We start from the raw sequence: 25,265 nt of genomic DNA, 5'->3' as shown, positions 1-25,265 counted from the left end.
AATCTGGCGTGAAAAGTCACCGGGAATAGATGGGCGGAGCATTTGTTGTACCGCAGATAGCAAAAAGGCGCCTTTAGGGCGCCTTTCTACACTGGTGGGTCGTGCAGGATTCGAACCTGCGACCAATTGATTAAAAGTCAACTGCTCTACCAACTGAGCTAACGACCCCTTGCGGGATTTTTTTCTTCGAAGTGGTGGGTCGTGCAGGATTCGAACCTGCGACCAATTGATTAAAAGTCAACTGCTCTACCAACTGAGCTAACGACCCATTCGGGTGCTGACTTCGAAGATTTTTACTCGGTACCACTTTAAAGTGGTGGGTCGTGCAGGATTCGAACCTGCGACCAATTGATTAAAAGTCAACTGCTCTACCAACTGAGCTAACGACCCGAGTGGTGGGTGATGACGGGCTCGAACCGCCGACCCCCTCCGTGTAAAGGAGATGCTCTACCAACTGAGCTAATCACCCACTCTGTACTGCCGGAACTGCGTTAAGTGGTGGGTCGTGCAGGATGACTCGGCTTCGCCTCGCCCTACGGGCCGTTGCTGACGCAACGTTATCCTTCACGTTTTACTACTACTTCCACCTGACTTAGTGGTGGGTCGTGCAGGATTCGAACCTGCGACCAATTGATTAAAAGTCAACTGCTCTACCAACTGAGCTAACGACCCACTTTTATGCTGCTTTCACGTTGTTTGATATCCCGTGGCAACGGCGGCATATATTACTGATTTAAGAATTCTGCGCAACAAAAATTTCGATGAAGATCACTTAACTGCTTAGTAATCATGCTGCACGACCAGAAATAACGCGATTTCTGGTCATGCGATAATCATCCCATCGAATTCAGACGTTTTTGCGCCTGCTTAGCACCTTCGGTACCCGGGAATTTTGCGACCACCTGCTGATAAACCGCTTTGGCTTTCGCGGTGTCGCCTTTGTCCTGCATGATCACGCCAACCTTATACATCGCATCGGGCGCCTTCGGCGATTTTGGGTAATTTTTCACCACTGAGGCAAAATAAAACGCCGCATCGTCCTTTTTACCCTTGTTGTAATTCAACTGACCGAGCCAGTAATTGGCATTTGGCTGATAAGTGGAATCAGGGTATTTCTTAACAAAGCTCTGAAACGCAGCAATCGCGTCATCCTGACGAGATTGATCCTGTACCAGGGCAATGGCCGCATTGTAGTCCGTATTCGCGTCACCGCTCTGTACAGGCGCGCCTGTTGAGGCTGACGTATCAGCAGATGGCGCTGGCGTAGACGTCGCCGCACCACTCTGATCGCCTGCGGCTGGCTGTGCTGCTGCACTACCACCACTGCTCAGGCTATCGATCTGCAACAAGATTTGCTTCTGACGTTCCACAACCTGGTTAAGCTGATACTGGCTTTCCTGAATCTGACCGCGGAGAGAGTCAATATCATTCTGGTTATCGGAAAGTTGTTGCTGGAGTTGGGTTAAAAGCTGGCTGTGAGCGTTAGAAATACGCTCGAGTTGAGTGACCCGGTCTTCTACCGAGCCTGAGCCGACACTACTGATTGGTGCCTGAGCAAAAGCGGCCCAGGGGGCCGCTATTCCAACCAGTAACGACAGACTCAACAGATGATGTCTGAAGTTACTGCTCATGCAATTCTCTTAGTAAACCAGTACGGCACGACGGTTTTTGGAGTAAGCCGCTTCGTCGTGACCCAGTACTGCAGGTTTTTCTTTACCGTAAGAAACGATGGAGATCTGGTCAGCAGAAACGCCTTTACCCTGCAGGTACATTTTAACAGCGTTAGCACGACGTTCACCCAGGGAGATGTTGTACTCTGGAGTACCACGTTCGTCCGCGTGACCTTCTACGGTGACTTTGTAAGATGGGTTGCTACGCAGGAAGTTAGCGTGCGCATCCAGCATCGCAGCGAAGTCAGAACGGATGTCGTATTTATCCAGATCGAAGTAAACGATGTTGTTCTGCTGCAGCTGCTGCATCTGAAGACGCGCCTGCTCTTCAGAAGACATGTTGCCATTGCCGTTCGCGTCCATACCGGTGCCGGCACCCATCATGCCTTCGCCGCTCTGGTCATTGCTGGCGTTCTTGTTAGAAGAACACGCTGCGATTGCCATTACAGGCAGAGCGATCATCAGCCCCTTCAGCACTTTGTTCAGTTGCATTTCTATGATTCCTTTAGTAATCAATTAATTATTATTTACAGATACGGCGACCAGGCAGGTGATTTTACCTGTCCATCAGTAGCCGGAATACGCGCTTTGAAACGCCCATCTGTAGAAACCAGATTCAGCACAGATCCCATCCCCTGAGAAGAGCTGTAGATTACCATCGTGCCGTTAGGTGCCAGACTTGGCGTTTCATCCAGGAACGTTGACGACAGAACTTGAACGCCACCCGCTACCAGATCTTGTTTGGCAATGTGCTGCTGCCCACCGTTAGAGCTGACCATTACCATAAATTTACCGTCGCTGCTCACGTCTGAGTTCTGGTTCTGTGAACCTTCCCAGGTAATACGCTGCGGAGCACCGCCGTTGATGTTGACTTTATAGATTTGTGGACGGCCGGCCTGGTCAGAGGTAAACGCCAGGTTTTGACTGTCCGGGAACCATGAAGGTTCGGTGTTGTTGCTGCGACCGTCGGTCACCTGACGGATCTGGCCAGAGCCAATGTCCATCACGTACAGGTTCAGGCTACCGGTTTTAGACAACGCAAACGCCAGTTTAGAGCCATCTGGAGAGAACGAAGGCGCACCGTTGTGACGTGGGAAAGACGCCACCTGACGAACCGCACCGTTTGCCAGCGTCTGGATAACCAGCGCAGAACGGCCGCTTTCGAAGGTGACATACGCCAGCTTAGAACCGTCCGGAGACCAGGCTGGAGACATCAGTGGCTGCGAAGAGCGTTTCACCAGGAACTGGTTGTAGCCATCGTAATCAGATACGCGCAGCTCATACGGGAATTGACCACCGTTGGTCTGCACCACGTACGCGATACGGGTACGGAACGCACCTTTAATGCCGGTCAGTTTTTCAAATACCGCATCGCTGGCAGCGTGTGCCGCGTAGCGCAGGTACTGCTTGGTGACCTTGTAAGAGTTCTGGGCCAGAACGGTACCTGGTGCACCACCGGTATCCACCAGCTGCCAGGCCACGTTGTATGAACCGTCTGGATTAGGGGTAACCTGACCCACAACCACGGCATCAATACCCAGTGCAGACCATGCTGCAGGCTGTACTTCCTGCGCGCTACCCGGCTGCTGAGGCAGACGAGAACGATCTAACGGGTTGAATTTACCGCTGTTACGCAGGTCAGCCGCCACGATGCCACCAGCATCTTCAGGTGCAGCGCCAGGACCGGCCCACTGGAACGGAACAACACCGATTGGGCGTGCCGAGTCCACCCCCTGGGTGATCTCGATACGTACTTCTGCGTGCAGTACTGCTGCCCACAGCATTAAAAAACTAAATGCTACACGTAATGCCTGCTTCATCATATCTCCCTTATCCGGGTAACCTTACCCACGATAATTTAGCAGAATGTTAACAAACTCAAATAGACAAAACTACCCGAACCCTGTGACTAAACCTGGTCTATTTTTCCCCGTTTGCACGGGGAAAATGTAACTTAAGGTTTGAAGTCCAGCGGCGCATTTTTGAAGACTTCGTAGACTGCCTGCGAAGGCGGTTTAGGCATCTTCGCCTGACGCGCTGCAGCCAGGGCCGCAGTACATAAAGCCGGGTCGCCACCTTCAGACTTAATATCCAGCAGCATGCCATCCGGAGCCAGTTTTATACGTAACGTACACGTTTTACCGGTATAGGAAGACGCATCATAGAATCGGCTTTCAATAGCGGATTTAATCTGCGCGGCATAACCGTTGATTTCAGCCCCTGTCGCACCGTTACTCTTAGTGTTACCACTTCCGGTCGGCGCTGCGTTGTTTCCTTTCGCCCCACCGCCCGTTTTCGGCGCATTCTTACCGGAGCTTAAATCGCCCAGCAGATCGTCAACCCCTGCGGCAGCAGCGGCTTTTTCAGCGGCGGCAGCCTTTTTAGCAGCCGCTTTTTCAGCAGCTGCTTTCTTATCGGCAGCGGCCTTCTCAGCTGCAGCTTTTTTGTCAGCAGCGGCTTTTTCGGCGGCTGCCGCTTTTTCTGCCGCGGCTTTTTCTGCTGCGGCTTTCTCGGCAGCAGCCGCTTTCTTCGCGGCCTCGGCAGCAGCTTTCTTCTCTGCTTCCTGAGCGGCCTTCTTCGCGGCTTCCGCTTCTGCTTTCTTCTGAGCATCAGCTGCGGCTTTCTTCGCGGCTTCGGCTTCCGCTTTCTTCTGAGCATCAGCGGCGGCTTTCTTCGCGGCTTCGGCTTCCGCTTTCTTCTGGGCATCAGCAGCCGCTTTCTTCGCCGCTTCTGCCGCTAATTTCGCCTGGGCATCAGCCTGTGCTTTCGCGTCCGCTGCGGCTTTTGCTGCCGCCTCTTCCGCCTGCTTTTGCTGTTCCTGTGCTTTTTTCGCGGCCTCTTCGGCTTGTTTCTGCTGTTCTGCCTGCGCTTTCGCGGCTTCCTGCGCCTGCAAACGTTCTTTCTCAAGCTGCTTCAGACGCTCCTGCTCTGCGGCCTGCTTTTCACGCAGTTCTTCCGCTTGCTGTTGCGCCTGTTTTTCACGCTGCTCTTCAGCCCGTTTTGCACTCGCCTTCTGCTGTTGTTGGCGATTATAGTTCTGTACTACCGCACCGGGATCCACCATCACGGCGTCAATGGAAGACCCTCCACCGCCGCCGGCTGATGCATCAATATGCTCGTCGAACGAACTCCAGATCAGCGCTGCAAAAAGAATCACGTGCAGCACTGCGGAGACGATTATCGCTCGCTTAAGCTTGTCGTTCTGTTCGGTTGCCTTTGACACTATCGGTTCCCAAAAACTACGCGGATGATCAAATAGGTTGGGTCATTAAGCCAACTGACTTAACACCCGCACTATGTAGCAAGTTCAGCGCTTTAATAATTTCATCGTAGGGTACGTCTTTCGCGCCACCGATTAAGAAGACCGTTTTCGGATTTGACTCCAGGCGACGCTGCGCTTCGGCAATAACCTGCTCAGGTGGCAGCTGATCCATACGATCCTTCTCTACCACGACGCTGTATTGCCCTACGCCGGAAACTTCAATGATAACCGGAGGATCGTCATTGGTGCTCACCGCCTGTGATTCTGTCGCATCCGGCAGATCCACTTCCACGCTCTGGGTAATGATTGGCGCTGTTGCCATGAAGATCAGCAGCAGTACCAGCAGGACGTCCAGCAGTGGAACGATATTGATTTCGGACTTGAGCTCGCGACGACCTCGTCCACGCGATCTGGCCATGGTTTACCCCTTGTTGCTCTCGGTGCTGGTAAACGCCTGACGGTGCAGAATCGCAGTGAACTCTTCCATAAAGTTGTCGTAGTTCAGTTCCAGTTTGTTCACGCGCTGGTTCAGACGGTTATAGGCCATAACTGCCGGAATTGCCGCAAACAGACCGATAGCGGTCGCAATCAGTGCTTCAGCGATACCCGGTGCAACCATCTGCAACGTCGCCTGCTTCACCGCGCCCAGCGCGATAAAGGCGTGCATGATCCCCCACACGGTACCAAACAGACCAATATACGGGCTGATGGAACCGACAGTACCGAGGAAAGGAATATGCGTTTCAAGGTTTTCCAGCTCACGGTTCATGGAAATGCGCATCGCGCGCGAGGCACCTTCCACCACCGCTTCCGGCGCATGATTGTTTGCACGATGCAGACGGGCGAACTCTTTGAAACCGCTATAGAAAATTTGCTCGGAGCCGGTCAGGTTTTCACGGCGTCCCTGGCTCTCCTGGTACAGACGAGAAAGCTCAATGCCCGACCAGAACTTATCTTCAAACGCTTCAGCTTCACGGCCGGCGGCATTGAGGATACGCGTTCTCTGGATGATGATGGCCCAGGATGCGATTGAAAAACCAATCAAAATCAACATGATAAGTTTAACCAGAAGGCTTGCCTTCAGGAACAAATCAAGGATATTCATGTCAGTCACTGCTTAAACTCCGCGACAATAGACTTAGGAAGCGCACGAGGCTTCATTATGGTTGGATCAACACAAACAATCAGTACTTCAGCTGAGTTCAGTACGGTGTTCTCTGCGTTGACTATCCGCTGCGTGAAAACCAGTGAGGTCCCGCGCATTGATGTAATTTCAGTTTGGACTTCGAGCATATCGTCGAGTCTGGCAGGCGCAAAATACTCAAGCGTCATCTTGCGTACCACGAAGGCAACTCGCTCAGCCAACAGCACCTGTTGACTAAAGTGATGATGGCGCAGCATCTCTGTGCGTGCCCGTTCATAAAAAGCAACGTAGCTGGCGTGGTAAACCACACCACCGGCATCGGTATCTTCGTAATAGACACGAACCGGCCATCGAAACAGCGTTGTATTCACTTTACATCCCAGTAATGCAACAAAAGTTAGAGCTTTTAAACTTCGCTACTATACGCGCGGGAAAGATGCTTTGGAATGGGGGAAAGTAAACGGAGAGTAAATTTTTATGGGCTCGGGTAAGCCCATAACGTTAACGGACATTTCTTATTCAGAAGAAGAAGAAAATCAAACCGGCGAGTAGCACCAGATCGGCAATCAGCGGGCAGAAAATTCCCTGCCAGTGAACGGCTTTCGGACGAAAGCCCACGCCGTGGATCACACCTGCGCACACCGCCCACATAATGAGGAAGCCGTGCCAGATTTCAAGCTCGCTGGTTTTCGCTGCAAAGCGCGAAGGGTCCCAGAAGATACAACCTGCCAGCAGTAATGCCATCACTAAAGAAAGCGCCCGTAACGGGCGCTTGTCCATTACCGCGTAAAGTTTCGCGATAATATTCATCAGTGTTTTTCTTCACCCGCTTTGGTCGCTTCTACATGCTCAAGCGCCAGGGCAGTGATGACACCAAATGCACAGGCAAGAAGCGTCCCTAAAATCCATGCGAAATACCACATATTCAGCTCCTTACTTAGTACATAGAGTGGGTATTGCTTTCAATATGTTCTTTCGTGATACGACCGAACATTTTCCAGTAACACCAGATGGTGTAGGCCAGAACGATCGGAACGAACACGCATGCAACATACGTCATCAGGTTCAGCGTCATATGGCTGGACGTTGCATCCCACATGGTCAGGCTAGCATTCAGCATGGTGCTGGATGGCATGACGAATGGGAACATCGCAATACCCGCCGTCAGGATAATGCATGCCAGGGTCAGTGAAGAGAACACGAACGCCAGCGCGCCTTTTTCCAGACGAGACGTCAGCACGGTCAGCAGCGGCAGCAGCACGCCCAGCGCCGGGATCGCCCACAGCACAGGGGTATTGTTGAAGTTCACCAGCCATGCCCCCGCCTGACGCGCCACTTCTTTGGTCAGCGGGTTAGACGGTGCGGTGTGGTTGATCGCAGACGTCACCACGTAACCATCAATGCCGTACACCACCCACACACCGGCCAGCGCGAAGCAGACCAGCGTAACCAGCGCAGCAACCTGAGCCGTCGCGCGGGAACGCAGATGCAGCTCACCCACGGTACGCATCTGCAGATAGGTTGCACCCTGAGTGATGATCATCGCCACGCTCACGACACCGGCCAGCAGACCAAACGGATTCAGCAGCTGGAAGAAGTTTCCGGTGTAATAAAGACGCATGTATTCGTCCAGGTGGAACGGCACGCCCTGCAGCAGGTTACCGAACGCCACGCCGATCACCAGCGGTGGAACGAAGCTACCGATGAAGATGCCCCAGTCCCACATATTGCGCCAGCGGGTATCTTCAATCTTGGAACGGTAGTCGAAACCGACCGGACGGAAGAATAAAGAGGCCAGCACCAGAATCATCGCCACATAGAAACCGGAGAACGCAGCCGCGTAGACCATCGGCCAGGCAGCGAACAGCGCGCCGCCTGCGGTGATCAGCCACACCTGGTTACCGTCCCAGTGCGGGGCGATGGAGTTGATCATGATTCGACGCTCGGTGTCATTACGACCGAGGAAACGGGTGAGCATCCCCACCCCCATGTCGAAACCATCCGTGACGGCGAAACCGATCAGCAGAACGCCAACCAGCAGCCACCAGATAAAACGCAATACTTCATAATCGATCATTTGATGACTCCTGTCTTAGCGTGCCGGCTGAGTAGTCGCAGTGGACTGCTCGTAGTGATAGCGACCGGTTTTCAGGCTGCTTGGGCCAAGGCGCGCGAACTTGAACATCAGGAACAGTTCAGCCACCAGGAACAGGGTGTACAGACCACAAATCAGCAGCATGGAGAAGATCAGGTCGCCTGCGGTCAGGGACGAGTTCGCTACCGCCGTTGGCAGCACCTCACCGATCGCCCATGGCTGACGGCCATACTCCGCCACAAACCAGCCGGATTCAATTGCGATCCACGGCAGTGGAATACCGTACAGCGCAGTGCGCAGCAGCCATTTTTTCTCGCCGATACGGTTGCGAATCACGGACCAGAAGGACGCCGCAATGATCAGCAGCATGATGATGCCGCAGCCCACCATGATACGGAATGCGAAGTACAGTGGCGCAACGCGTGGAATCGAGTCTTTGGTTGCCATCTGGATCTGCGCTTCCGTCGCATCAGACACGTTCGGGGTATAACGCTTCAGCAGCAGACCGTAACCCAGATCTTTCTTCACGTCGTTAAACTGGTCGCGAACGGCCTGGTCGGTAGAACCGGCACGCAGCTGTTCCAGCAGCGAGTAGGCTTTCATACCGTTACGGATACGCTCTTCGTGCTGCACCATCAGCTCTTTCAGACCTGTCACCTGCTTATCAACAGAACGGGTGGCGATGATACCCAGCGCGTAAGGGATTTGAATGGCGAAGCGGTTTTCCTGCGCGTCCTGATCCGGAATACCGAACAGCGTAAAGGCAGCAGGCGCCGGCTGGGTTTCCCATTCGGCTTCGATGGCGGCCAGTTTGGTTTTCTGCACGTCACCCATTTCGTAACCGGATTCATCACCCAGAACGATAACGGAGAGGATAGCAGCCATACCGAAGCTTGCAGCGATAGCAAAGGAGCGCTTAGCAAACGCGAAGTCACGACCGCGCAGCATATAGTAAGAACTGATGCCCAGTACAAACATCGCGCCGCACACATAGCCAGAAGCGACGGTGTGAACGAATTTAACCTGAGCAACCGGGTTCAGGACCAGCTCGGCAAAGCTGACCATCTCCATACGCATGGTTTCGAAGTTGAAATCAGACGCGATAGGGTTCTGCATCCAACCGTTCGCGACCAGGATCCACAGCGCGGACAGGTTCGAACCTAATGCCACCAGCCAGGTCACCGCCATATGCTGGACTTTACCCAGACGGTCCCAACCGAAGAAGAACAGACCTACAAAGGTGGATTCGAGGAAGAATGCCATCAGACCTTCAATGGCCAGCGGCGCACCGAAGATATCCCCGACATAGTGGGAATAGTAAGACCAGTTAGTCCCGAACTGGAACTCCATGGTCAGACCGGTTGCCACGCCCAGTGCGAAGTTGATACCAAACAACTTGCCCCAGAACTTGGTCATATCTTTATAAATCTGTTTGCCGGAGAGAACGTATACCGTTTCCATGATGGCCAGCAGGAACGCCATACCGAGCGTCAGTGGCACAAACAGGAAGTGGTACATCGCGGTCAAGGCAAACTGTAAGCGCGACAGTTCGACTATATCTAACATTATGACTCCTTGCTCATCGCATGAAGACTCCGAGAGTGAACCCCGTCAAAGCGATCCACACGCATGCCCCAATACAAATTATTCGCATCCTTGTCGTCGTTATTACCCTGAAGGAGGATAAAAACGATGACGTGAGGTTACAAATACGTTAATAAAAAACTCAAATTGATCCCGCAAATATAATACGCTGCAAAACCCTTACAATAAACAGGTTTTTATAGAGTCACATTTACGTTTTTCGACGGTGATCAATTTATAGCAAAATTACCACTTCTCGGCTATTTTGATCGGGGACAATTTAGCGCTTTTCAGCACCTTTTTCCAAGGATTAAACATTGATTTAAATCAAAAACAATCCGTTATGTTAATTGTGTTTTGATGTGGTGAACATGGTAAAAACCATGTTAAAGATATGTATATGAAATACAATTAAGGTTATCGAATCGAATGATGAATATAAACAGAAGTGATTTTTATTAACTCAGTAGCGCTTAATGACTGATTTATTCAGGACATAAATTTTAGTGCGTTTTTCATTTTTTTCCATCTGCCCTCTTAAAGGCAAATAAATAACAATTATTTTACTTTTGCATCCTCTGTAATTAACACCACTTTGTGACTATTGCATGACACCCGGCAGGCAATAAAAAAGGCCGCTTTAAAGCGGCCAACCATGTCGAAACGGACATTTTTATACTGCAACGCCCCCCTTCCGGGGAGCAGAGAGGACTTACTTAATGATGGATTTCAGTGCTTCGCCGATATCCGCCAGGCTGCGAACGGTTTTCACGCCTGCGGCTTCCAGCGCTGCGAATTTCTCATCAGCCGTACCTTTACCACCGGCGATGATCGCGCCTGCGTGACCCATACGCTTGCCTTTCGGCGCAGTCACACCCGCGATGTAACCCACTACTGGCTTGGTCACGTGTTCTTTGATGTAAGCAGCCGCTTCTTCTTCCGCGCTACCACCGATCTCACCGATCATCACGATCGCTTCGGTCTGTGGATCTTCCTGGAACAGCTTCAGGATGTCGATGAAGTTAGAACCCGGGATTGGGTCACCGCCGATGCCCACGCAGGTGGACTGGCCGAAGCCGTAGTCGGTGGTCTGCTTAACCGCTTCATAGGTCAGGGTACCGGAACGGGACACGATGCCCACTTTACCCGGCTTGTGAATGTGGCCCGGCATGATGCCGATTTTGCATTCGCCCGGGGTGATAACGCCTGGGCAGTTCGGGCCGATCATACGCACGCCAGCTTCATCCAGCTTCACCTTCACGGTCAGCATATCCAGCGTCGGGATGCCTTCAGTGATGGTGATGATGAGTTTGATGCCTGCGTCGATCGCTTCCAGAATAGAATCTTTGCAGAACGGCGCCGGAACGTAGATCACGGTCGCGGTTGCGCCCGTCGCTTCTACGGCTTCACGCACGGTGTTGAACACCGGCAGGCCCAGGTGGGTAGTGCCACCTTTACCTGGCGTTACGCCGCCAACCATCTGCGTGCCGTAGGCAATCGCCTGTTCGGAGTGGAAAGTCCCCTGGCTACCGGTGAAGCCCTGGCAGATAACCTTGGTATCTTTATTAATTAAAACTGACATTATTTCCCCTCCACTGCGGCAACAACCTGCTGAGCTGCATCCGTCAGACTTTTCGCTGCAATAATATTCAGGCCGCTGTCAGCCAGTTTTTTCGCGCCGAGTTCAGCGTTGTTACCTTCCAGACGCACAACCACCGGAACGTTAACACCTACTTCTTCTACCGCGCCGATGATACCGTCGGCGATCAGGTCGCAACGGACAATACCGCCGAAGATGTTAACCAGAACGGCCTTCACGTTGTCGTCGGAGAGAATGATTTTGAACGCTTCGGTTACGCGCTCTTTGGTAGCGCCACCGCCCACGTCGAGGAAGTTTGCTGGCTCACCGCCGTGCAGCTTAACGATGTCCATGGTGCCCATTGCCAGGCCCGCACCGTTAACCATGCAACCGATGTTACCGTCCAGCGCCACATAGTTCAGTTCCCACTGTGCCGCCTGCGCTTCACGCGGGTCTTCCTGAGACTGGTCGCGCATTTCGCGCAGATCCGGCTGGCGGAACAGCGCGTTGCCGTCAGCGCCCAGCTTGCCGTCGAGGCAGATCAGATCGCCCTGGGCCGTGATCACCAGCGGGTTGATCTCGATCAGCGCCAGATCGCGCTCCAGGAAGATGGTCGCCAGACCCATGAAGATCTTGGTGAACTGCTGAACCAGTTTACCTTCCAGACCCAGCTTGAACGCCAGCTCGCGACCCTGGTAAGGCATTGGGCCTGCCAGCGGATCGATAGCCACTTTGTGGATCAGGTGTGGGGTTTCTTCCGCCACTTTTTCGATTTCCACGCCGCCTTCGGTAGACGCCATGAACACCACGCGACGGGAGCTACGGTCAACCACCGCGCCCAGATAAAGTTCTTTCGCGATATCGGTCGCCGCTTCAACCAGGATCTGGTTAACCGGCTGGCCGTTCGCATCTGTCTGGTACGTTACCAGACGCTTGCCGAGCCAATGTTCAGCAAACGCACGAATCTCTTCTTTGCTCTTAACAACCTTCACACCGCCCGCTTTACCACGGCCACCAGCGTGAACCTGACACTTAACTACCCACGGGCCGGAACCGATTTTAGATGCGGCTTCTTCTGCTTCACGCGGGGTAGTACAGGCATAACCCACCGGAGCCGGTAAGCCATACCGGGCAAACAGCTGTTTGGCCTGATATTCATGTAAGTTCATGTGTTCTATCCATCCTTCAGGGTAATCGTTATCTTCAAACCTGTAGACCGGCGCAGCGTGTGCCGGTCCACGGGGCAGGTGATGCTAAATCGTGACTAGACGTCCAGCAGCAGACGCGTTGGATCTTCCAGCAGCTCTTTAATGGCAACCAGGAAGCCCACGGACTCGCGGCCGTCGATCAGGCGGTGGTCGTAAGAGAGCGCCAGGTACATCATCGGCAGGATCTCAACTTTACCGTCTACCGCCATCGGGCGATCTTTAATGGCATGCATACCCAGGATCGCGCTCTGCGGCGGGTTAATGATCGGGGTAGACATCAGCGAGCCGAATACGCCGCCGTTGGTAATGGTGAAGTTACCGCCGGTCAGATCGTCTACGGTCAGCTTGCCGTCGCGGCCTTTCACAGCCAGCTCTTTAATGTTTTTCTCAATGTCAGCCATACCCAGGGTATCCACATCACGCAGAACCGGCGTTACCAGGCCACGTGGGGTCGAAACCGCCATGCTGACGTCGAAGTAGTTGTGGTAAACCACGTCATCGCCATCGATGGACGCGTTCACTTCCGGGTAGCGTTTCAGCGCTTCAACCACCGCCTTCACGTAGAAGGACATAAAGCCCAGACGGATACCGTGACGTTTTTCAAACGCATCACCGTACTGCTTACGCAGGTCCATGATTGGCTTCATGTTTACTTCGTTGAAGGTGGTCAGCATCGCGGTAGAGTTTTTCGCTTCCAGCAGACGCTCGGCCACGCGCTTACGCAGGCGGGTCATTGGCACGCGTTTTTCGCTGCGTGCGCCCAGCGCAGGCTGTGCAGCCGGTGCTGCCGCAGGGGCTTTCGCTTCTGCCTGAGCTGGCGCTTTCGCCAGATGCTTATCGATGTCTTCGCGGGTCAGACGACCGCCCACACCGGTGCCTTTAATGGCTGCCGGGTCAAGGCTGTGTTCCGCCAGCAGGCGACGGATCGCCGGGCTGAGGGCGTCGTTAGACTGCTCTTCCAGAGACGCCTGCTGGCGCTGAGCCGGCGTAGAGGCTTTCTCTTCAGACTTCGCGCTGGACTCTTTGCCCGCGCTGTTGCCTTCACGCAGGCGACCCAGGATCTGACGAGAGGTGACGGTGGTACCTTCATCTTCCAGCACCGCGTCCAGAACGCCATCCGCCGAAGCCGGTACTTCCAGTACCACTTTGTCAGTTTCGATTTCTACCAGCACTTCATCGCGCTTAACGGCATCGCCTGGTTTTTTGTGCCAGGTAGCGACGGTCGCATCTGCTACAGATTCAGGCAGGTCGGGAACAAGAATATCTACGCTACTCATTATGTATCCTTTAATTAATCGACGTTCAGCGCGTCATTGACCAGATCTTGTTGCTGCTTCTGGTGAACGGACATATACCCTACCGCCGGAGAGGCGGAGGCCGGGCGACCTGCATAGCGCAGGGCTGACCCAAATGGAATCACTTCACGGAAATGATGCTGGCTGCAGTACCATGCGCCCTGGTTGAGCGGCTCTTCCTGGCACCAGACAAAATCATGAACGTGAGCGTACGGTTTCAGCGCTTCCTGCACCGCCTGGTGCGGGAACGGATAAAGCTGTTCGATACGCACGATGGCGACATCTTTCTGATCGTTCTTACGGCGCTGTTCCAGCAGGTCGTAATAAACCTTACCAGAACACATCACCACACGCTTCACGGCCTGTGGATCCAGCTCGTCAATTTCACCGATGGCTGGCAGGAAGGTACCGTTAGCCAGCTCTTCCAGGCTGGACACCGCCAGCGGGTGACGCAGCAGGGATTTCGGTGACATGACCACCAGCGGACGACGCATACCGCGCAGCGCCTGACGACGCAGCATGTGGTAAACCTGCGCCGGGGTGGACGGCACGCAAACCTGCATGTTCTGCTCAGCGCAGAGCTGCAGATAACGTTCCAGACGCGCGGAGGAGTGCTCCGGACCCTGGCCTTCATAGCCGTGTGGCAGCAGCATCACCAGACCACACATACGGCCCCATTTCTGCTCGCCGGAGGAGATGAACTGGTCGATAACCACCTGCGCACCGTTGGCGAAGTCGCCGAACTGTGCTTCCCAGATGGTCAGGGTGCGCGGTTCTGCCGTGGCGTAACCGTATTCGAAAGCCAGTACCGCTTCTTCAGACAGCACGGAGTCCCAGACCTTGAACTGGCCCTGACCGTTGTGCACGTGCTGCAGCGGGGTGTAGGTTGAACCGTTAGACTGGTTGTGAACGACCGCGTGACGGTGGAAGAAGGTGCCACGGCCCGCATCTTCACCGGACAGACGAACAGGAATACCTTCGTCAACCAGCGTCGCGTAAGCCAGCGTTTCCGCGCCGCCCCAGTCGAACAGCTTCTCGCCTGCCGCCATGGCCTGACGGTCAGCATAAATTTTCGCTACGCGAGATTGCATTTCGATAGCGTCCGGCACGGTGCTGATGCGTTTAGCCAGCTCCTGCAGGCGCTTCATCTCCACCTTGTTCGGGTAGCTCTCATCCCACTCGTGGTTGAGGTACGGCGACCAGGTAAAGGAGTGCATGTTCATCGGGCGCAGCTCTTTCACTACGCACTCACCCGCATCCAGCGCGTCGCGGTAGAGGTTGACCATTTCGGTCGCATCTTCCAGCGTCGCCACTTTGTCGCTCTCCAGCTTGTCAGCATAGATTTTGCGCGGGGTCGGGTGTTTTTTGATTTTCTGGTACATCAACGGCTGGGTTGCACTTGGCTCATCCGCTTCGTTGTGGCCGTGACGGCGGTAGCAGAAGAGGTCAATGAACACATCGCGTTTGAAGGTGTTACGGAAGTCCAGCGCCAGACGGGTAACGAAAGCCACGGCTTCCGGGTCATCCGCGTTAACGTGGAAGATCGGCGCCTGCACCATCTTACCGATGTCGGTGCAGTACGGGGTAGAACGCGCGTCCAGCGGGTTAGAGGTGGTGAAGCCCACCTGGTTGTTGATTACGATGCGAACGGTACCGCCCACTTCATAACCACGCGCTTTCGACATGTTCAGGGTTTCCTGCACCACGCCCTGCCCTGTCACCGCCGCATCACCGTGGATGGTGATTGGCAGAACTTTGTTACTGCTCGGCTCGTCCAGACGATCCAGACGCGCGCGCACGGAACCGATAACCACCGGGCTGACGATTTCCAGGTGTGACGGGTTAAACGCCAGCGCCAGGTGAACCAGACCGCCTTCGGTTTCGATATCAGACGAGAAGCCCATGTGGTACTTCACGTCGCCGGTGCCGAGGTGTTCTTTATGTTTGCCCGCGAATTCGTCGAACAGGTCCTGCGGTTTTTTACCCAGCACGTTGACCAGTACGTTCAGACGACCACGGTGTGCCATGCCCAGCACCACTTCACGGGTGCCGCTCTTGCCTGCGTGACGAATCAGCTCTTTCAGCATCGGCACCAGGGCGTCACCACCTTCCAGCGAGAAGCGTTTTGCGCCCGGGAACTTCGCGCCCAGATAGCGCTCAAGGCCTTCCGCTGCGGTCAGTTCGCTGAGGAAGCGTTTTTTCTCGTCAGCCGAGAAGGTCGCGTGGCCCGCTACGGATTCGATGCGCTGCTGGATCCAGCGCTTCTCTTCGGTAGAGGTAATGTGCATGTATTCCGCGCCGATGGAGCCGCAGTAGGTTTGCTTGAGCGCGTCAATCAGATCGCCCAGCTTCATCGTGTCTTTGCCGATGGCAAAGGAACCTACGTTAAAGCTTTCCTGGAAATCGGCCTCGGTCAGATCGTGATACGCCGGATCGAGATCGGCCACACGGTCTTGTTTCCACAGTCCCAGCGGATCGAGATTCGCATGCTGGTGACCACGGAAGCGATAAGCGTTGATAAGCTGCAGGACTTTAACCTGCTTCGCATTGGTGTCAGGGTCGGAAATCGCAGAAGAGTAACGTGAGGCATCCTTCGCCAGACGACGGAAATAATCACGTGTTTTGGAATGGAATTGATCCGGTTTGACCCCTGTACCAGGCAACTGCTGGAACATGGAACGCCAGTTTGCGTCCACTGAGTCAGGATCGGTTAAGAAGTCTTCATAGAGCTGTTCTATCCAGCTCTGGTTGGCACCAGAGAGGTAAGAAGAGTCCAGCCAGGCTTTCATTGCGCCGTTCTGCATCGTGATCCCTTAAGCATTTTTATGCTTACTTTCGCCGTAGAAACTACCACGCACACCACGTGTACGTGCCGGGGTTCACCTGCGAGCTCTTTGTGGCCCGCGAAGGAACCTTTAGAAACTGTCTAGACTTCAGGGCAGTTTTTAAAGGTTTCTGCATTTTGCCCGGTGGCGCTACGCTTACCGGGCCTACAGTTTCGTAGGCCGGATAAGCGCAGCGCCATCCGGCAAATTTACTTACGCACTGCGCTGCAGCAGCATCGACTTAATATGGCCGATGGCGCGCGTCGGGTTCAGCCCCTTCGGACACACACTGACGCAGTTCATGATGCTATGGCAGCGGAATACGCTGAAAGCGTCACTCAGTCCTTCCAGACGGCTGTCGGTTTCGGTGTCGCGGCTATCGATCAGGAAGCGATAGGCAGCCAGCAGACCGGCCGGGCCGATAAACTTGTCCGGGTTCCACCAGAACGACGGGCAGGACGTAGAACAGCATGCGCAGAGAATACACTCGTACAGACCATCGAGTTTTTCACGCTGCTCAGGAGACTGTAAGTGCTCACGAGCAGGTGGATTTTGCCCATTATTCAATAAGTAAGGCTTAATCTTCTCATATTGTGCATAGAATTGCCCCATGTCTACCACCAAATCACGCACGACCGGCAGGCCTGGCAGAGGACGGATAACAATTTTCTGACCAGGACGCTGCAACGCTGAAATTGGCGTGATGCAGGCCAGGCCATTTTTGCCGTTCATATTCACACCGTCAGAGCCACACACCCCTTCACGGCAGGAGCGGCGAAACGACAGGGTTGGATCTTTTTCTTTCAGCTGGATTAAGGCATCCAGCAGCATCATGTCACGACCTTCTTCCGCTTCCAGCGTGTAATCCTGCATGCGCGGAGCGTCGTCTACATCCGGGTTATAACGATAAACTGAGAATTCGAGTTTCATTATCCTGTCTCCGCATTAGTAAGTACGAATCTTCGGCGGGAACGCCGGACGCAGTTTCGGTTCCATGTTGACGCTACGACGCGTCATGGTTTCCGACTCTGGCAGATACAGGGAATGGCACAGCCAGTTTTCGTCATCACGCTCCGGGAAGTCGAAGCGGCTATGCGCGCCACGGCTTTCGGTACGGAAGTTTGCCGACATCGCGGTCGCGAACGCGGTTTCCATCAGGTTATCCAGCTCCAGGCACTCAACGCGCTGGGTGTTGAACTCGCTGGAGGTATCGTCCAGACGGGCATTTTTCAGACGCTCGCGGATCGCTTTCAGCTGCTCAAGACCTTTGGCCATCGCGTCGCCTTCACGGAATACCGAGAAGTTGTGCTGCATGCATTCCTGCAGCGCTTTGCGGATTTCCACCGGATCTTCGCCGTTACGGTTGCCGTTCCAGCGGTTGAGGCGCTCAAGAGAGGCATCAATTTCGTCGTCGGTTGCGTCACGCAGTGCGCCCTGCTCGGCAATGGATTCCTGCAGATGCAGACCCACCGCACGACCAAACACCACCAGGTCCAGCAGCGAGTTGCCGCCCAGACGGTTTGCCCCGTGTACGGATACGCAGGCAATTTCGCCCACCGCGAACAGGCCAGGAATGACCACGTCTTCGCCCTGCTCGTTCACGGTCAGCGCCTGACCGGTCACTTTGGTCGGAATACCGCCCATCATGTAGTGGCAGGTTGGGATAACCGGAATCGGCTCTTTCACCGGATCGACGTGCGCGAAGGTGCGGGACAGTTCCAGGATGCCCGGCAGACGGGATTCCAGCACTTCTTTACCCAGATGGTCGAGTTTCAACTTCGCGTGTGGCCCCCATGGGCCGTCGCAGCCGCGGCCTTCACGGATTTCGATCATGATGGAACGCGCCACCACGTCACGACCCGCTAGATCTTTCGCATTCGGAGCATAACGCTCCATGAAGCGCTCGCCGTGTTTGTTCAGCAGGTAGCCACCTTCACCACGGCAGCCTTCCGTCACCAGAACGCCCGCACCGGCGATACCGGTTGGGTGGAATTGCCACATCTCCATATCCTGCACCGGCACGCCCGCGCGGATAGCCATACCGACACCGTCACCGGTGTTGATGTGGGCGTTGGTGGTGGACTGGTAAATACGGCCTGCACCGCCGGTCGCCAGCACGGTAGCACGGGCTTTGAAGTAAACCACTTCACCGGATTCGATACACAGCGCGGTACAACCAACAATGGCGCCATCGGCGTTTTTCACCAGATCCAGCGCATACCACTCGGAGAAGATGGTGGTGTGGTTTTTCAGGTTCTGCTGATACAGGGTGTGCAGCAGCGCGTGACCGGTACGGTCAGCCGCCGCCGCGGTGCGTGCCGCCTGCTCGCCGCCGAAGTTTTTCGACTGGCCGCCAAACGGACGCTGATAGATGGTGCCATTTTCCAGACGGGAGAACGGCAGACCCATATGGTCCAGCTCCAGAATCGCTTCCGGGCCGGTTTTACACATATATTCGATGGCATCCTGGTCGCCGATGTAATCGGAACCTTTTACCGTGTCATACATGTGCCATTCCCAGTTATCTTCATGGGAGTTACCCAGCGCAACGGTGATACCGCCCTGCGCGGACACAGTGTGGGAACGGGTCGGGAAAACTTTAGAGAGCAGCGCACAGCTCTGGCCGCTCTGGGAAATTTGCAGTGCGGCACGCATACCTGCGCCACCAGCACCAATCACAACAGCATCAAATTCTCTGACTGGCAGTTTCATTACACACCCCACACCACAACAAATCCATAAATAACGTAAACCACCAGTGCAACGACAATGGCCAGCTGCAGTGGGAGGCGAATCGCCAGCGGTTTAACGTAATCGGTCAACACCTGCCACATGCCAATCCAGGCATGAATAAGGATGGAGAACAGGGCCAGCAGGGTGAACACTTTGGTGAAGGCGGATCCGAAGAACCCACTCCAGATTTCCCACGTCAGCGTGCCGCTGGTCGCGAAGAAACCGATCATATAGATGATGTAGAGGGTGAGAACGATGGCGGTAGCACGGACCAGAATGAAGTCATGTACGCCGTTGCGTCCTAATGCGGAGGCGTTGCTTACCATACGAGAACTCCTGCGAGAAGTGAAAGCACGACTGTAATCACAAATGAAATGTTAGCGGAGCGTTTCCCGGCTTCGAAGGTCTCTTCCAGGTAGCCAAAGTCCATCAGCATATGGCGAACACCCACCACAACGTGGTACGCCAGTGCGGTCAGAATGCCCCACATGATGAATTTCACGAAGAAGCTGTTCATGATGGCTGAGGCCTGGAGGAATCCTTCAGGGGAAGAGAGGCTGGTGCCCAGTAACCACAGCAGAATACCGACCGCCACAAACGTAATCACACCAGAAACACGGTGCAGAATGGACGCTATTGCTGTTACGGGGAACCGGATCGTTTTGAGATCCAGATTGACAGGTCTTTGTTTTTTCACATTTCTTATCATGAATAACGCCCACATGCTGTTCTTATTGTTTCCTTCCTCCGGACTGCGATGCGGGTCAGACAGCGTTCCTTTTCTATAACTGCGCGTCATGCAAAACAGTGCTTCCAGATGCTTAAACGACACATTACAACGCTGGGTGGCTCGGGATTGCAGGGTGTTCCGGAGACCTGGCGGCAGTATAGGCCGTTCACAAAATCATTACAATTAACCTACATACAGTTTGTCGGGTTTTCTCTGGAACAGTGATCAGGGTCACGATAACAACATCTTTTTAATTTTTAATCATCTGATTTGACAAATGTTAAACAATATTGTTACAAACGTCATCAGAAAAGGCATATAATGCGCAAAAGTTATGAGGTCTCTCTTTCACCTGACAAATAGTTATGTAACAGTGTGATGGTATTGACCGAAGTTATCAGGACAGTTATTAGTGATATACAGGTTTGAATAATTCGGACTGCAAAAACGCTGATTTGCTGTTGTTTCACTGATATTTCATTCGTTTACCTGCAAGGCGCCATAGCTCTGTACCCTGGTTTGTCCTCGTGAGCTGAGCGGTAAGCCAAATAACAATCTGGTAACGGTGATTAACAGCTGAAAGCAAATCCGGTAAAGCGCAGTCTTAAGCATAAGGCGCTAAGGAGACCGTAAATGGCTGATACAAAGGCAACGCTCACCCTAAATGGTGACACTGCTATTGAACTGGATGTGCTAAAAGGCACGCTCGGTCAGGATGTTATTGATATCCGTACGCTGGGTTCCAAAGGGATGTTTACCTTTGACCCTGGATTTACCTCTACCGCATCTTGCGAATCCAAAATCACCTTTATCGACGGTGACGAAGGTATCCTGCTCCATCGCGGCTTCCCTATCGATCAGTTAGCCACCGAATCCAACTACCTGGAAGTGTGCTACATCCTGCTGAACGGCGAAAAACCGACGCAGGCCCAGTTCGATGAATTTAAAACCACCGTGACCCGTCACACCATGATCCATGAGCAGATTACCCGTCTGTTCCATGCGTTCCGTCGTGACTCTCACCCAATGGCTGTGATGTGCGGAATTACCGGTGCGCTGGCAGCGTTCTACCACGATTCCCTTGACGTAAATAATCCGCGTCACCGTGAAATCGCCGCTTACCGTCTGCTGTCCAAAATGCCGACCATGGCGGCGATGTGTTACAAATACTCCATCGGTCAGCCGTTTGTGTATCCGCGCAACGACCTCTCCTACGCGGGCAACTTCCTGCGCATGATGTTCTCCACGCCGTGCGAAGAGTATGAAGTGAACCCGGTTCTGGAACGCGCGATGGACCGTATTCTGATCCTGCATGCTGACCACGAACAGAACGCCTCGACCTCCACTGTCCGTACCGCGGGCTCTTCAGGCGCGAACCCGTTCGCCTGTATCGCTGCGGGCATCGCCTCCCTGTGGGGACCGGCGCACGGCGGCGCGAACGAAGCGGCACTGAAGATGCTGGAAGAGATCAGCACCGTTGAGCATATTCCTGAGTTCGTGCGTCGCGCGAAAGACAAGAATGACTCCTTCCGCCTGATGGGCTTCGGTCACCGTGTTTACAAAAACTACGACCCACGCGCCACCGTGATGCGTGAGACCTGCCACGAAGTGCTGAAAGAGCTGGGTACCAAAGATGACCTGCTGGAAGTAGCGATGGAGCTGGAACACATCGCGCTGAACGATCCGTACTTCATCGAGAAGAAACTCTACCCGAACGTCGATTTCTACTCTGGCATTATTCTGAAAGCGATGGGCATTCCGTCTTCCATGTTCACCGTCATCTTCGCGATGGCCCGTACCGTAGGCTGGATTGCGCACTGGAACGAAATGCACAGCGAAGGCATGAAGATCGCCCGTCCTCGTCAGCTGTATACCGGCTACGAGCAGCGTGATTTTAAGTCTGACCTGAAGCGCTAAAAGTTAAGCCCGGTGGCGCTACCGCTTACCGGGCCTACAAATAAATGCGAAACGTAGGCCGGGTAAGGCGTAGCCGCCACCCGGCTTTTTTACATCTGGCACCCTGGACACCAGTAAAACGGTCTGGAAGAGATCGTAGCCTTCTCAATCACGCCGCCGCACCGCTCGCACTTTTTCCCCGCCCGATGAAACACCTTGAACCGGAACAGCGCCCCGTGGTGCTTGTTTTCATCTACGATGCCGCGCGTGTTGTACGATAGCCGCGGGATGTCCAGCAGCGCGTGGGAAAGCGCCTCCAGCTGTTCATCGCTCAGCTGAGAGGCTTTATGCTGCGGCGCCAGCCCGACTTCCCAGAGGATTTCCACCCGCAGGTAGTTGCCAAGCCCGGCCAGAAACGCCTGGTCAAGAAACAGGCCGGAAAACTGCCGGTTGCGGAATGTGGGCGATAGCAGTCGGGCCTTAACATCGCTCGCCGTCAGACGCATATCCAGCACGTCCGGCCCCACTCGCTGCAGGAACGGGTGTGTGAGGAGTTGCTCCGGCGTTAACATTTCAATATCAGAGGCGCTATAGAGCAGGATCGCCTTATCGGCCGTTTGCAGCCTGACGCGCAGCACGCGGGTAGTCTGCGGCTGTTCACCCGCCTCCACCACTCGCCAGACGCCGTAAAGCTGGTTATGGCTATATAACGTCAGGTTATGGGAAAAATGCGTCAGCAGCGCTTTGCCACGCGTTTCAATATGCGTTACCGACTGCCCCACCAGCTGTGATTCAAACGGTTTCAGTTGAGGAAAAGCAAACCAGACCTCCGTCAGGGGTTTGCCCTTTATCGCCGCCTCGAGGCTATCCGCCGCGCGGCGGATCTCCGGGCCTTCTGGCATTTTTCTGTCCTTTCATAATTAGTCTGCGCTGACAAGAATGCCCTCTTCAGAGAACGCTGCCCGCAAGCGGCGCGCGAACTGGAGCGCATGCTCGCCATCACCATGTAAACATACCGTATCAGCCTGAACGTGCGCCGATGTGCCATCCACGGCGGTCACTCGCCCGGCGCGCACCATCTCCAGCGTCTGCGCCAGCGCTTGACCTTCGTCCGTTATCAACGCACCAGCTTGCGTACGCGGTACAAGACTGCCATCGGGTTGATAACCCCGGTCGGCAAACACCTCCTGCCGCGTGGTTAACCCCAGACGCTGGCCGGCGCGAATAAGCTCGCTGCCTGCCAGCCCCACAAGGATCAGCTGCGGGTTGCAATCGCGTACCGCGCGGGCAATCGCCTCCGCCAGCGCCGGATCTTTTGCCGCCTGGTTATAGAGCATGCCGTGCGGCTTCACGTGGCGCAGCACGCCCTTCCCGGCGCGAACCATCGCCTCCAGCGCACCAATCTGGTAGAGCACCTGAGCGTAGACCGTCTCAGGCGGCAGGTCCATCGCGGTGCGGCCAAAGTTTTCCCGGTCAGGGAAGCTCGGGTGAGCGCCAATCGCCACGCCATTTTTGATGGCATGACGCACGCTCTCTAGCATGGTTTGCGCATCGCCCGCGTGAAAGCCGCAGGCGATATTGACCGAGGAGACCAGCGTCATCAGCGCCGCATCGGCGCTGCCGCCCTCGCCCAGATCGGCATTCAAATCAATCTTTACCATCGAGCCTCCACGCCAGCTGTTCGAGATAGCGCTGCTGATCCTGCCGCGCCTTTAGCGCCTCCTCCAGCGAACACTGCACAAAGTGAATCGGCTGTCCGAGGGGAATTTGCGCCAGATGGTAGCGATCGGCTTCAATGATGCAGGCAATTCGCGGATAACCGCCCGTCGTCTGCGCGTCGTTCATTAACACGATCGGTTGCCCGTTGCCCGGCACCTGAATAACCCCAGGCAGTAAACCGTGGGAAAGCAGTTCCCTGTCGGTCGTCCGGATCAGCGGCTGTCCCTGCAGGCGGTAGCCCATACGGTTACTCTGCGGACTGAGCTTCCACGGCGAGCGCCAGAAGGACTCTTTGGATGCCTCGTCGAACTCATGATATTCCGGCCCCGGTAAGGCGCGGATCTGGTTTCCCCAGAGAAGTTGTTTCACCCCCTGCGCCGTCGAGAAGTGACGCGAGGAGGGCTTAATCGCCAGGCGATCGCCATCGCGCAACAAACGTCCTTCGTGACCGCCAATTCCTGCTTTCTGATCGGTACTGGATGAGCCCAGCACCTCAGGCACATCAATGCCGCCAGCCACCGCGAGATAGCTACGCACGCCGTGCAAAGGACGCTTTAAGGTCAGACGCTGTCCGGCTTTCGCCCGCAGACGCCAGCCGGTCCACACCGCTTTGCCGTCCAGCGTGGCATCACAGCCTGCGCCGGTGAGCGCGAACCACGTCTCCTGACCAAACTCAATCACACACTGGCCGAGCGTAATTTCGAGCGCCGCCGTGCTGCCGGGGTTGCCCACCAGCACGTTAGCGATTTCCAGCGCAGGACGGTCCAGCGCGCCACAATAGCTCACGCCCGACTGGCGCATGCCAAAGCGGCCGGCATCCTGTACGGAGGTATAAAGCCCGGCGCGAATAAGCGTTAACATACCCCCTCCTTCTGCGGGATAAAGCGAAGGGTATCGCCCGGGCGCAGGAGTATTGGCGACGCCAGCCCAGGGTCAAATAACGGGGTGGCGGTATGCCCAATAAGCTGCCAACCACCGGGCGAAGTCAGCGGATATACGCCGGTCTGCTCGCCACCAATCGCGACCGTCCCCGCCGGTACGCTCAGGCGCGGTTCAGCGCGGCGCGGCGTATGCAGCCGGGGAGATAATCCCCCCAGATACGGGAATCCGGGCTGGAACCCCAGGAACCAGACGACGTAATCCACCGAACTGTGCAGCTCAACAACCTGCTTTTCGGTGAGTCCGCAATGGTCTGCGACCACACCAAGATCCGGTCCCCCCGTACCGCCATAAACGACCGGGATCTCAATGGCACGCGATTCCGGCTCCAGCGCCTCGCTCTCTTCCCACCAGCGCTGTAAACGTTCAATGGCATCCAGCGCCAGCGTATGCGGACTACGCAGCACCACCGTGATGTTATTCATCCCCGGAATGGCTTCAACCACGTCCGGCAGATCGACCAGACGCTGGGTTAGCCGCCAGATACGCTTTTGCGTGGCAAGGGTCACCGGCGGCTCGAGCTCCAGAACCACTGCCGTTTCTCCCAGAAGATAACAACGCGCTCGCTGCACTCAGGCACCTCTCA

General features: G+C 54.8%; 24 protein-coding genes and 5 tRNA genes. 1 reads left to right on the top strand and 28 read right to left on the bottom strand.

Annotated features, from left to right (window positions below; all coding sequences use genetic code 11):
- Positions 1-92: 92 nt before the first annotated feature.
- The 24 genes from ACMGGU_RS04575 to sdhC form a co-directional block, all read right to left on the bottom strand.
- Positions 93-168 (bottom strand) — tRNA-Lys (locus ACMGGU_RS04575).
- Between the two features lie 24 nt (positions 169-192).
- Positions 193-268 (bottom strand) — tRNA-Lys (locus ACMGGU_RS04570).
- 46 nt (positions 269-314) lie between these two features.
- A tRNA-Lys gene (locus ACMGGU_RS04565) sits at positions 315-390 on the bottom strand.
- A gap of 3 nt (positions 391-393) precedes the next feature.
- Positions 394-469 (bottom strand) — tRNA-Val (locus ACMGGU_RS04560).
- 127 nt (positions 470-596) lie between these two features.
- Positions 597-672: transfer RNA gene (locus ACMGGU_RS04555), tRNA-Lys, on the bottom strand.
- Between the two features lie 161 nt (positions 673-833).
- On the bottom strand, positions 834-1,631 hold the full coding sequence (gene cpoB / locus ACMGGU_RS04550) for a cell division protein CpoB (RefSeq protein WP_126534613.1): 798 nt from the start codon (positions 1,629-1,631) through the stop codon (positions 834-836).
- Between the two features lie 9 nt (positions 1,632-1,640).
- Complete coding sequence (pal, locus tag ACMGGU_RS04545; RefSeq protein WP_003858578.1) at positions 1,641-2,162, bottom strand: peptidoglycan-associated lipoprotein Pal; 522 nt, start codon at positions 2,160-2,162, stop codon at positions 1,641-1,643.
- Positions 2,163-2,197: 35 nt separating this feature from the next.
- On the bottom strand, positions 2,198-3,490 hold the full coding sequence (gene tolB / locus ACMGGU_RS04540) for a Tol-Pal system beta propeller repeat protein TolB (RefSeq protein WP_008501103.1): 1,293 nt from the start codon (positions 3,488-3,490) through the stop codon (positions 2,198-2,200).
- 134 nt (positions 3,491-3,624) lie between these two features.
- Positions 3,625-4,893 (bottom strand): cell envelope integrity protein TolA, encoded by a 1,269-nt coding sequence (gene tolA, locus ACMGGU_RS04535; protein WP_008501102.1) that lies wholly within the window; start codon positions 4,891-4,893, stop codon positions 3,625-3,627.
- Positions 4,894-4,921: 28 nt separating this feature from the next.
- A complete protein-coding gene (gene tolR, locus ACMGGU_RS04530; protein WP_003858589.1) occupies positions 4,922-5,350 on the bottom strand; it encodes a colicin uptake protein TolR in 429 nt (142 codons plus the stop codon).
- Between the two features lie 3 nt (positions 5,351-5,353).
- The gene (gene tolQ / locus ACMGGU_RS04525; RefSeq protein ID WP_008501101.1) at positions 5,354-6,046 is read right to left on the bottom strand and encodes a Tol-Pal system protein TolQ; all 693 of its coding nucleotides are present in this window, start codon (positions 6,044-6,046) and stop codon (positions 5,354-5,356) included.
- On the bottom strand, positions 6,043-6,447 hold the full coding sequence (ybgC, locus tag ACMGGU_RS04520; RefSeq protein WP_003858593.1) for a tol-pal system-associated acyl-CoA thioesterase: 405 nt from the start codon (positions 6,445-6,447) through the stop codon (positions 6,043-6,045). The genes tolQ and ybgC overlap by 4 nt, the downstream gene beginning before the upstream one ends.
- Before the next feature lie 148 nt (positions 6,448-6,595).
- The gene (ybgE, locus tag ACMGGU_RS04515; RefSeq protein ID WP_008501100.1) at positions 6,596-6,886 is read right to left on the bottom strand and encodes a cyd operon protein YbgE; all 291 of its coding nucleotides are present in this window, start codon (positions 6,884-6,886) and stop codon (positions 6,596-6,598) included.
- Positions 6,886-6,999, bottom strand: coding sequence for a cytochrome bd-I oxidase subunit CydX (gene cydX / locus ACMGGU_RS04510; RefSeq protein ID WP_003858598.1), 114 nt, complete (start codon positions 6,997-6,999; stop codon positions 6,886-6,888). The genes ybgE and cydX overlap by 1 nt, the downstream gene beginning before the upstream one ends.
- Positions 7,000-7,013: 14 nt before the next feature.
- Positions 7,014-8,153 (bottom strand): cytochrome d ubiquinol oxidase subunit II, encoded by a 1,140-nt coding sequence (gene cydB / locus ACMGGU_RS04505; RefSeq protein ID WP_048226125.1) that lies wholly within the window; start codon positions 8,151-8,153, stop codon positions 7,014-7,016.
- A gap of 15 nt (positions 8,154-8,168) precedes the next feature.
- Positions 8,169-9,737 (bottom strand): cytochrome ubiquinol oxidase subunit I, encoded by a 1,569-nt coding sequence (gene cydA / locus ACMGGU_RS04500; RefSeq protein WP_008501098.1) that lies wholly within the window; start codon positions 9,735-9,737, stop codon positions 8,169-8,171.
- A gap of 730 nt (positions 9,738-10,467) precedes the next feature.
- Positions 10,468-11,337, bottom strand: a complete 870-nt coding sequence (gene sucD / locus ACMGGU_RS04495; RefSeq protein WP_008501094.1) for a succinate--CoA ligase subunit alpha — start codon at positions 11,335-11,337, stop codon at positions 10,468-10,470.
- A complete protein-coding gene (gene sucC, locus ACMGGU_RS04490) occupies positions 11,337-12,503 on the bottom strand; it encodes an ADP-forming succinate--CoA ligase subunit beta (protein ID WP_420300276.1) in 1,167 nt (388 codons plus the stop codon). The genes sucD and sucC overlap by 1 nt, the downstream gene beginning before the upstream one ends.
- 95 nt (positions 12,504-12,598) lie before the next feature.
- Positions 12,599-13,819: a 2-oxoglutarate dehydrogenase complex dihydrolipoyllysine-residue succinyltransferase gene (gene odhB / locus ACMGGU_RS04485; RefSeq protein ID WP_008501093.1), complete on the bottom strand. Its 1,221-nt coding sequence runs from the start codon at positions 13,817-13,819 to the stop codon at positions 12,599-12,601.
- Positions 13,820-13,833: 14 nt separating this feature from the next.
- Entirely contained in the window at positions 13,834-16,641 is a 2,808-nt protein-coding gene (gene sucA / locus ACMGGU_RS04480) for a 2-oxoglutarate dehydrogenase E1 component (RefSeq protein WP_008501092.1), read from the bottom strand.
- Between the two features lie 234 nt (positions 16,642-16,875).
- Positions 16,876-17,592: a succinate dehydrogenase iron-sulfur subunit SdhB gene (gene sdhB / locus ACMGGU_RS04475; protein WP_008501090.1), complete on the bottom strand. Its 717-nt coding sequence runs from the start codon at positions 17,590-17,592 to the stop codon at positions 16,876-16,878.
- A 15-nt stretch (positions 17,593-17,607) separates the two neighbouring features.
- Positions 17,608-19,374, bottom strand: a complete 1,767-nt coding sequence (gene sdhA, locus ACMGGU_RS04470; RefSeq protein WP_420300275.1) for a succinate dehydrogenase flavoprotein subunit — start codon at positions 19,372-19,374, stop codon at positions 17,608-17,610.
- Positions 19,374-19,721: a succinate dehydrogenase membrane anchor subunit gene (sdhD, locus tag ACMGGU_RS04465; protein ID WP_008501088.1), complete on the bottom strand. Its 348-nt coding sequence runs from the start codon at positions 19,719-19,721 to the stop codon at positions 19,374-19,376. The genes sdhA and sdhD overlap by 1 nt, the downstream gene beginning before the upstream one ends.
- Positions 19,715-20,119 carry a succinate dehydrogenase cytochrome b556 subunit gene (gene sdhC, locus ACMGGU_RS04460; RefSeq protein WP_020684965.1) on the bottom strand — a complete coding sequence of 135 codons (405 nt, stop codon included), beginning with the start codon at positions 20,117-20,119 and terminating at the stop codon, positions 19,715-19,717. The genes sdhD and sdhC overlap by 7 nt, the downstream gene beginning before the upstream one ends.
- A 639-nt stretch (positions 20,120-20,758) precedes the next feature.
- On the opposite strand from sdhC, the gene ACMGGU_RS04455 reads away from it, so the two are divergent.
- On the top strand, positions 20,759-22,042 hold the full coding sequence (locus ACMGGU_RS04455) for a citrate synthase (protein ID WP_045909567.1): 1,284 nt from the start codon (positions 20,759-20,761) through the stop codon (positions 22,040-22,042).
- 89 nt (positions 22,043-22,131) lie between these two features.
- On the opposite strand, the gene nei is transcribed toward ACMGGU_RS04455, so the two are convergent.
- From nei to pxpB, 4 genes are read right to left on the bottom strand one after another with little or no spacing between them, the layout of a single operon-like run.
- The gene (nei, locus tag ACMGGU_RS04450) at positions 22,132-22,923 is read right to left on the bottom strand and encodes an endonuclease VIII (RefSeq protein ID WP_045909568.1); all 792 of its coding nucleotides are present in this window, start codon (positions 22,921-22,923) and stop codon (positions 22,132-22,134) included.
- Between the two features lie 18 nt (positions 22,924-22,941).
- Positions 22,942-23,682, bottom strand: a complete 741-nt coding sequence (pxpA, locus tag ACMGGU_RS04445) for a 5-oxoprolinase subunit PxpA (protein ID WP_048226139.1) — start codon at positions 23,680-23,682, stop codon at positions 22,942-22,944.
- Positions 23,669-24,601 carry a 5-oxoprolinase subunit PxpC gene (pxpC, locus tag ACMGGU_RS04440; RefSeq protein WP_048026969.1) on the bottom strand — a complete coding sequence of 311 codons (933 nt, stop codon included), beginning with the start codon at positions 24,599-24,601 and terminating at the stop codon, positions 23,669-23,671. The genes pxpA and pxpC overlap by 14 nt, the downstream gene beginning before the upstream one ends.
- Positions 24,595-25,251: a 5-oxoprolinase subunit PxpB gene (gene pxpB, locus ACMGGU_RS04435; protein ID WP_048226116.1), complete on the bottom strand. Its 657-nt coding sequence runs from the start codon at positions 25,249-25,251 to the stop codon at positions 24,595-24,597. The genes pxpC and pxpB overlap by 7 nt, the downstream gene beginning before the upstream one ends.
- Positions 25,252-25,265: the final 14 nt, after the last annotated feature.

Source organism: Enterobacter sp. BNK-8 (genome assembly GCF_048685095.1).
GTDB classification, from domain to species: Bacteria; Pseudomonadota; Gammaproteobacteria; order Enterobacterales; family Enterobacteriaceae; genus Enterobacter; species Enterobacter quasiroggenkampii.
This window is presented reverse-complemented; position numbering and strand designations above follow the sequence as displayed.

Coding starts and splice junctions, on each gene's coding strand:
- cydA (WP_008501098.1), bottom strand. CDS start 9,737: ATGTTAGATATAGTCGAACTGTCGCGCTTACAGTTTGCCTTGACCGCG.
- cpoB (WP_126534613.1), bottom strand. CDS start 1,631: ATGAGCAGTAACTTCAGACATCATCTGTTGAGTCTGTCGTTACTGGTT.
- ACMGGU_RS04455 (WP_045909567.1), top strand. CDS start 20,759: ATGGCTGATACAAAGGCAACGCTCACCCTAAATGGTGACACTGCTATT.
- sdhC (WP_020684965.1), bottom strand. CDS start 20,119: ATGTGGGCGTTATTCATGATAAGAAATGTGAAAAAACAAAGACCTGTC.
- cydX (WP_003858598.1), bottom strand. CDS start 6,999: ATGTGGTATTTCGCATGGATTTTAGGGACGCTTCTTGCCTGTGCATTT.
- pxpC (WP_048026969.1), bottom strand. CDS start 24,601: ATGTTAACGCTTATTCGCGCCGGGCTTTATACCTCCGTACAGGATGCC.
- sucA (WP_008501092.1), bottom strand. CDS start 16,641: ATGCAGAACGGCGCAATGAAAGCCTGGCTGGACTCTTCTTACCTCTCT.
- sdhD (WP_008501088.1), bottom strand. CDS start 19,721: ATGGTAAGCAACGCCTCCGCATTAGGACGCAACGGCGTACATGACTTC.
- pxpA (WP_048226139.1), bottom strand. CDS start 23,682: ATGGTAAAGATTGATTTGAATGCCGATCTGGGCGAGGGCGGCAGCGCC.
- nei (WP_045909568.1), bottom strand. CDS start 22,923: ATGCCAGAAGGCCCGGAGATCCGCCGCGCGGCGGATAGCCTCGAGGCG.
- pal (WP_003858578.1), bottom strand. CDS start 2,162: ATGCAACTGAACAAAGTGCTGAAGGGGCTGATGATCGCTCTGCCTGTA.
- odhB (WP_008501093.1), bottom strand. CDS start 13,819: ATGAGTAGCGTAGATATTCTTGTTCCCGACCTGCCTGAATCTGTAGCA.
- tolR (WP_003858589.1), bottom strand. CDS start 5,350: ATGGCCAGATCGCGTGGACGAGGTCGTCGCGAGCTCAAGTCCGAAATC.
- sdhA (WP_420300275.1), bottom strand. CDS start 19,374: ATGAAACTGCCAGTCAGAGAATTTGATGCTGTTGTGATTGGTGCTGGT.
- ybgE (WP_008501100.1), bottom strand. CDS start 6,886: ATGAATATTATCGCGAAACTTTACGCGGTAATGGACAAGCGCCCGTTA.
- tolB (WP_008501103.1), bottom strand. CDS start 3,490: ATGAAGCAGGCATTACGTGTAGCATTTAGTTTTTTAATGCTGTGGGCA.
- cydB (WP_048226125.1), bottom strand. CDS start 8,153: ATGATCGATTATGAAGTATTGCGTTTTATCTGGTGGCTGCTGGTTGGC.
- sdhB (WP_008501090.1), bottom strand. CDS start 17,592: ATGAAACTCGAATTCTCAGTTTATCGTTATAACCCGGATGTAGACGAC.
- sucC (WP_420300276.1), bottom strand. CDS start 12,503: ATGAACTTACATGAATATCAGGCCAAACAGCTGTTTGCCCGGTATGGC.
- sucD (WP_008501094.1), bottom strand. CDS start 11,337: ATGTCAGTTTTAATTAATAAAGATACCAAGGTTATCTGCCAGGGCTTC.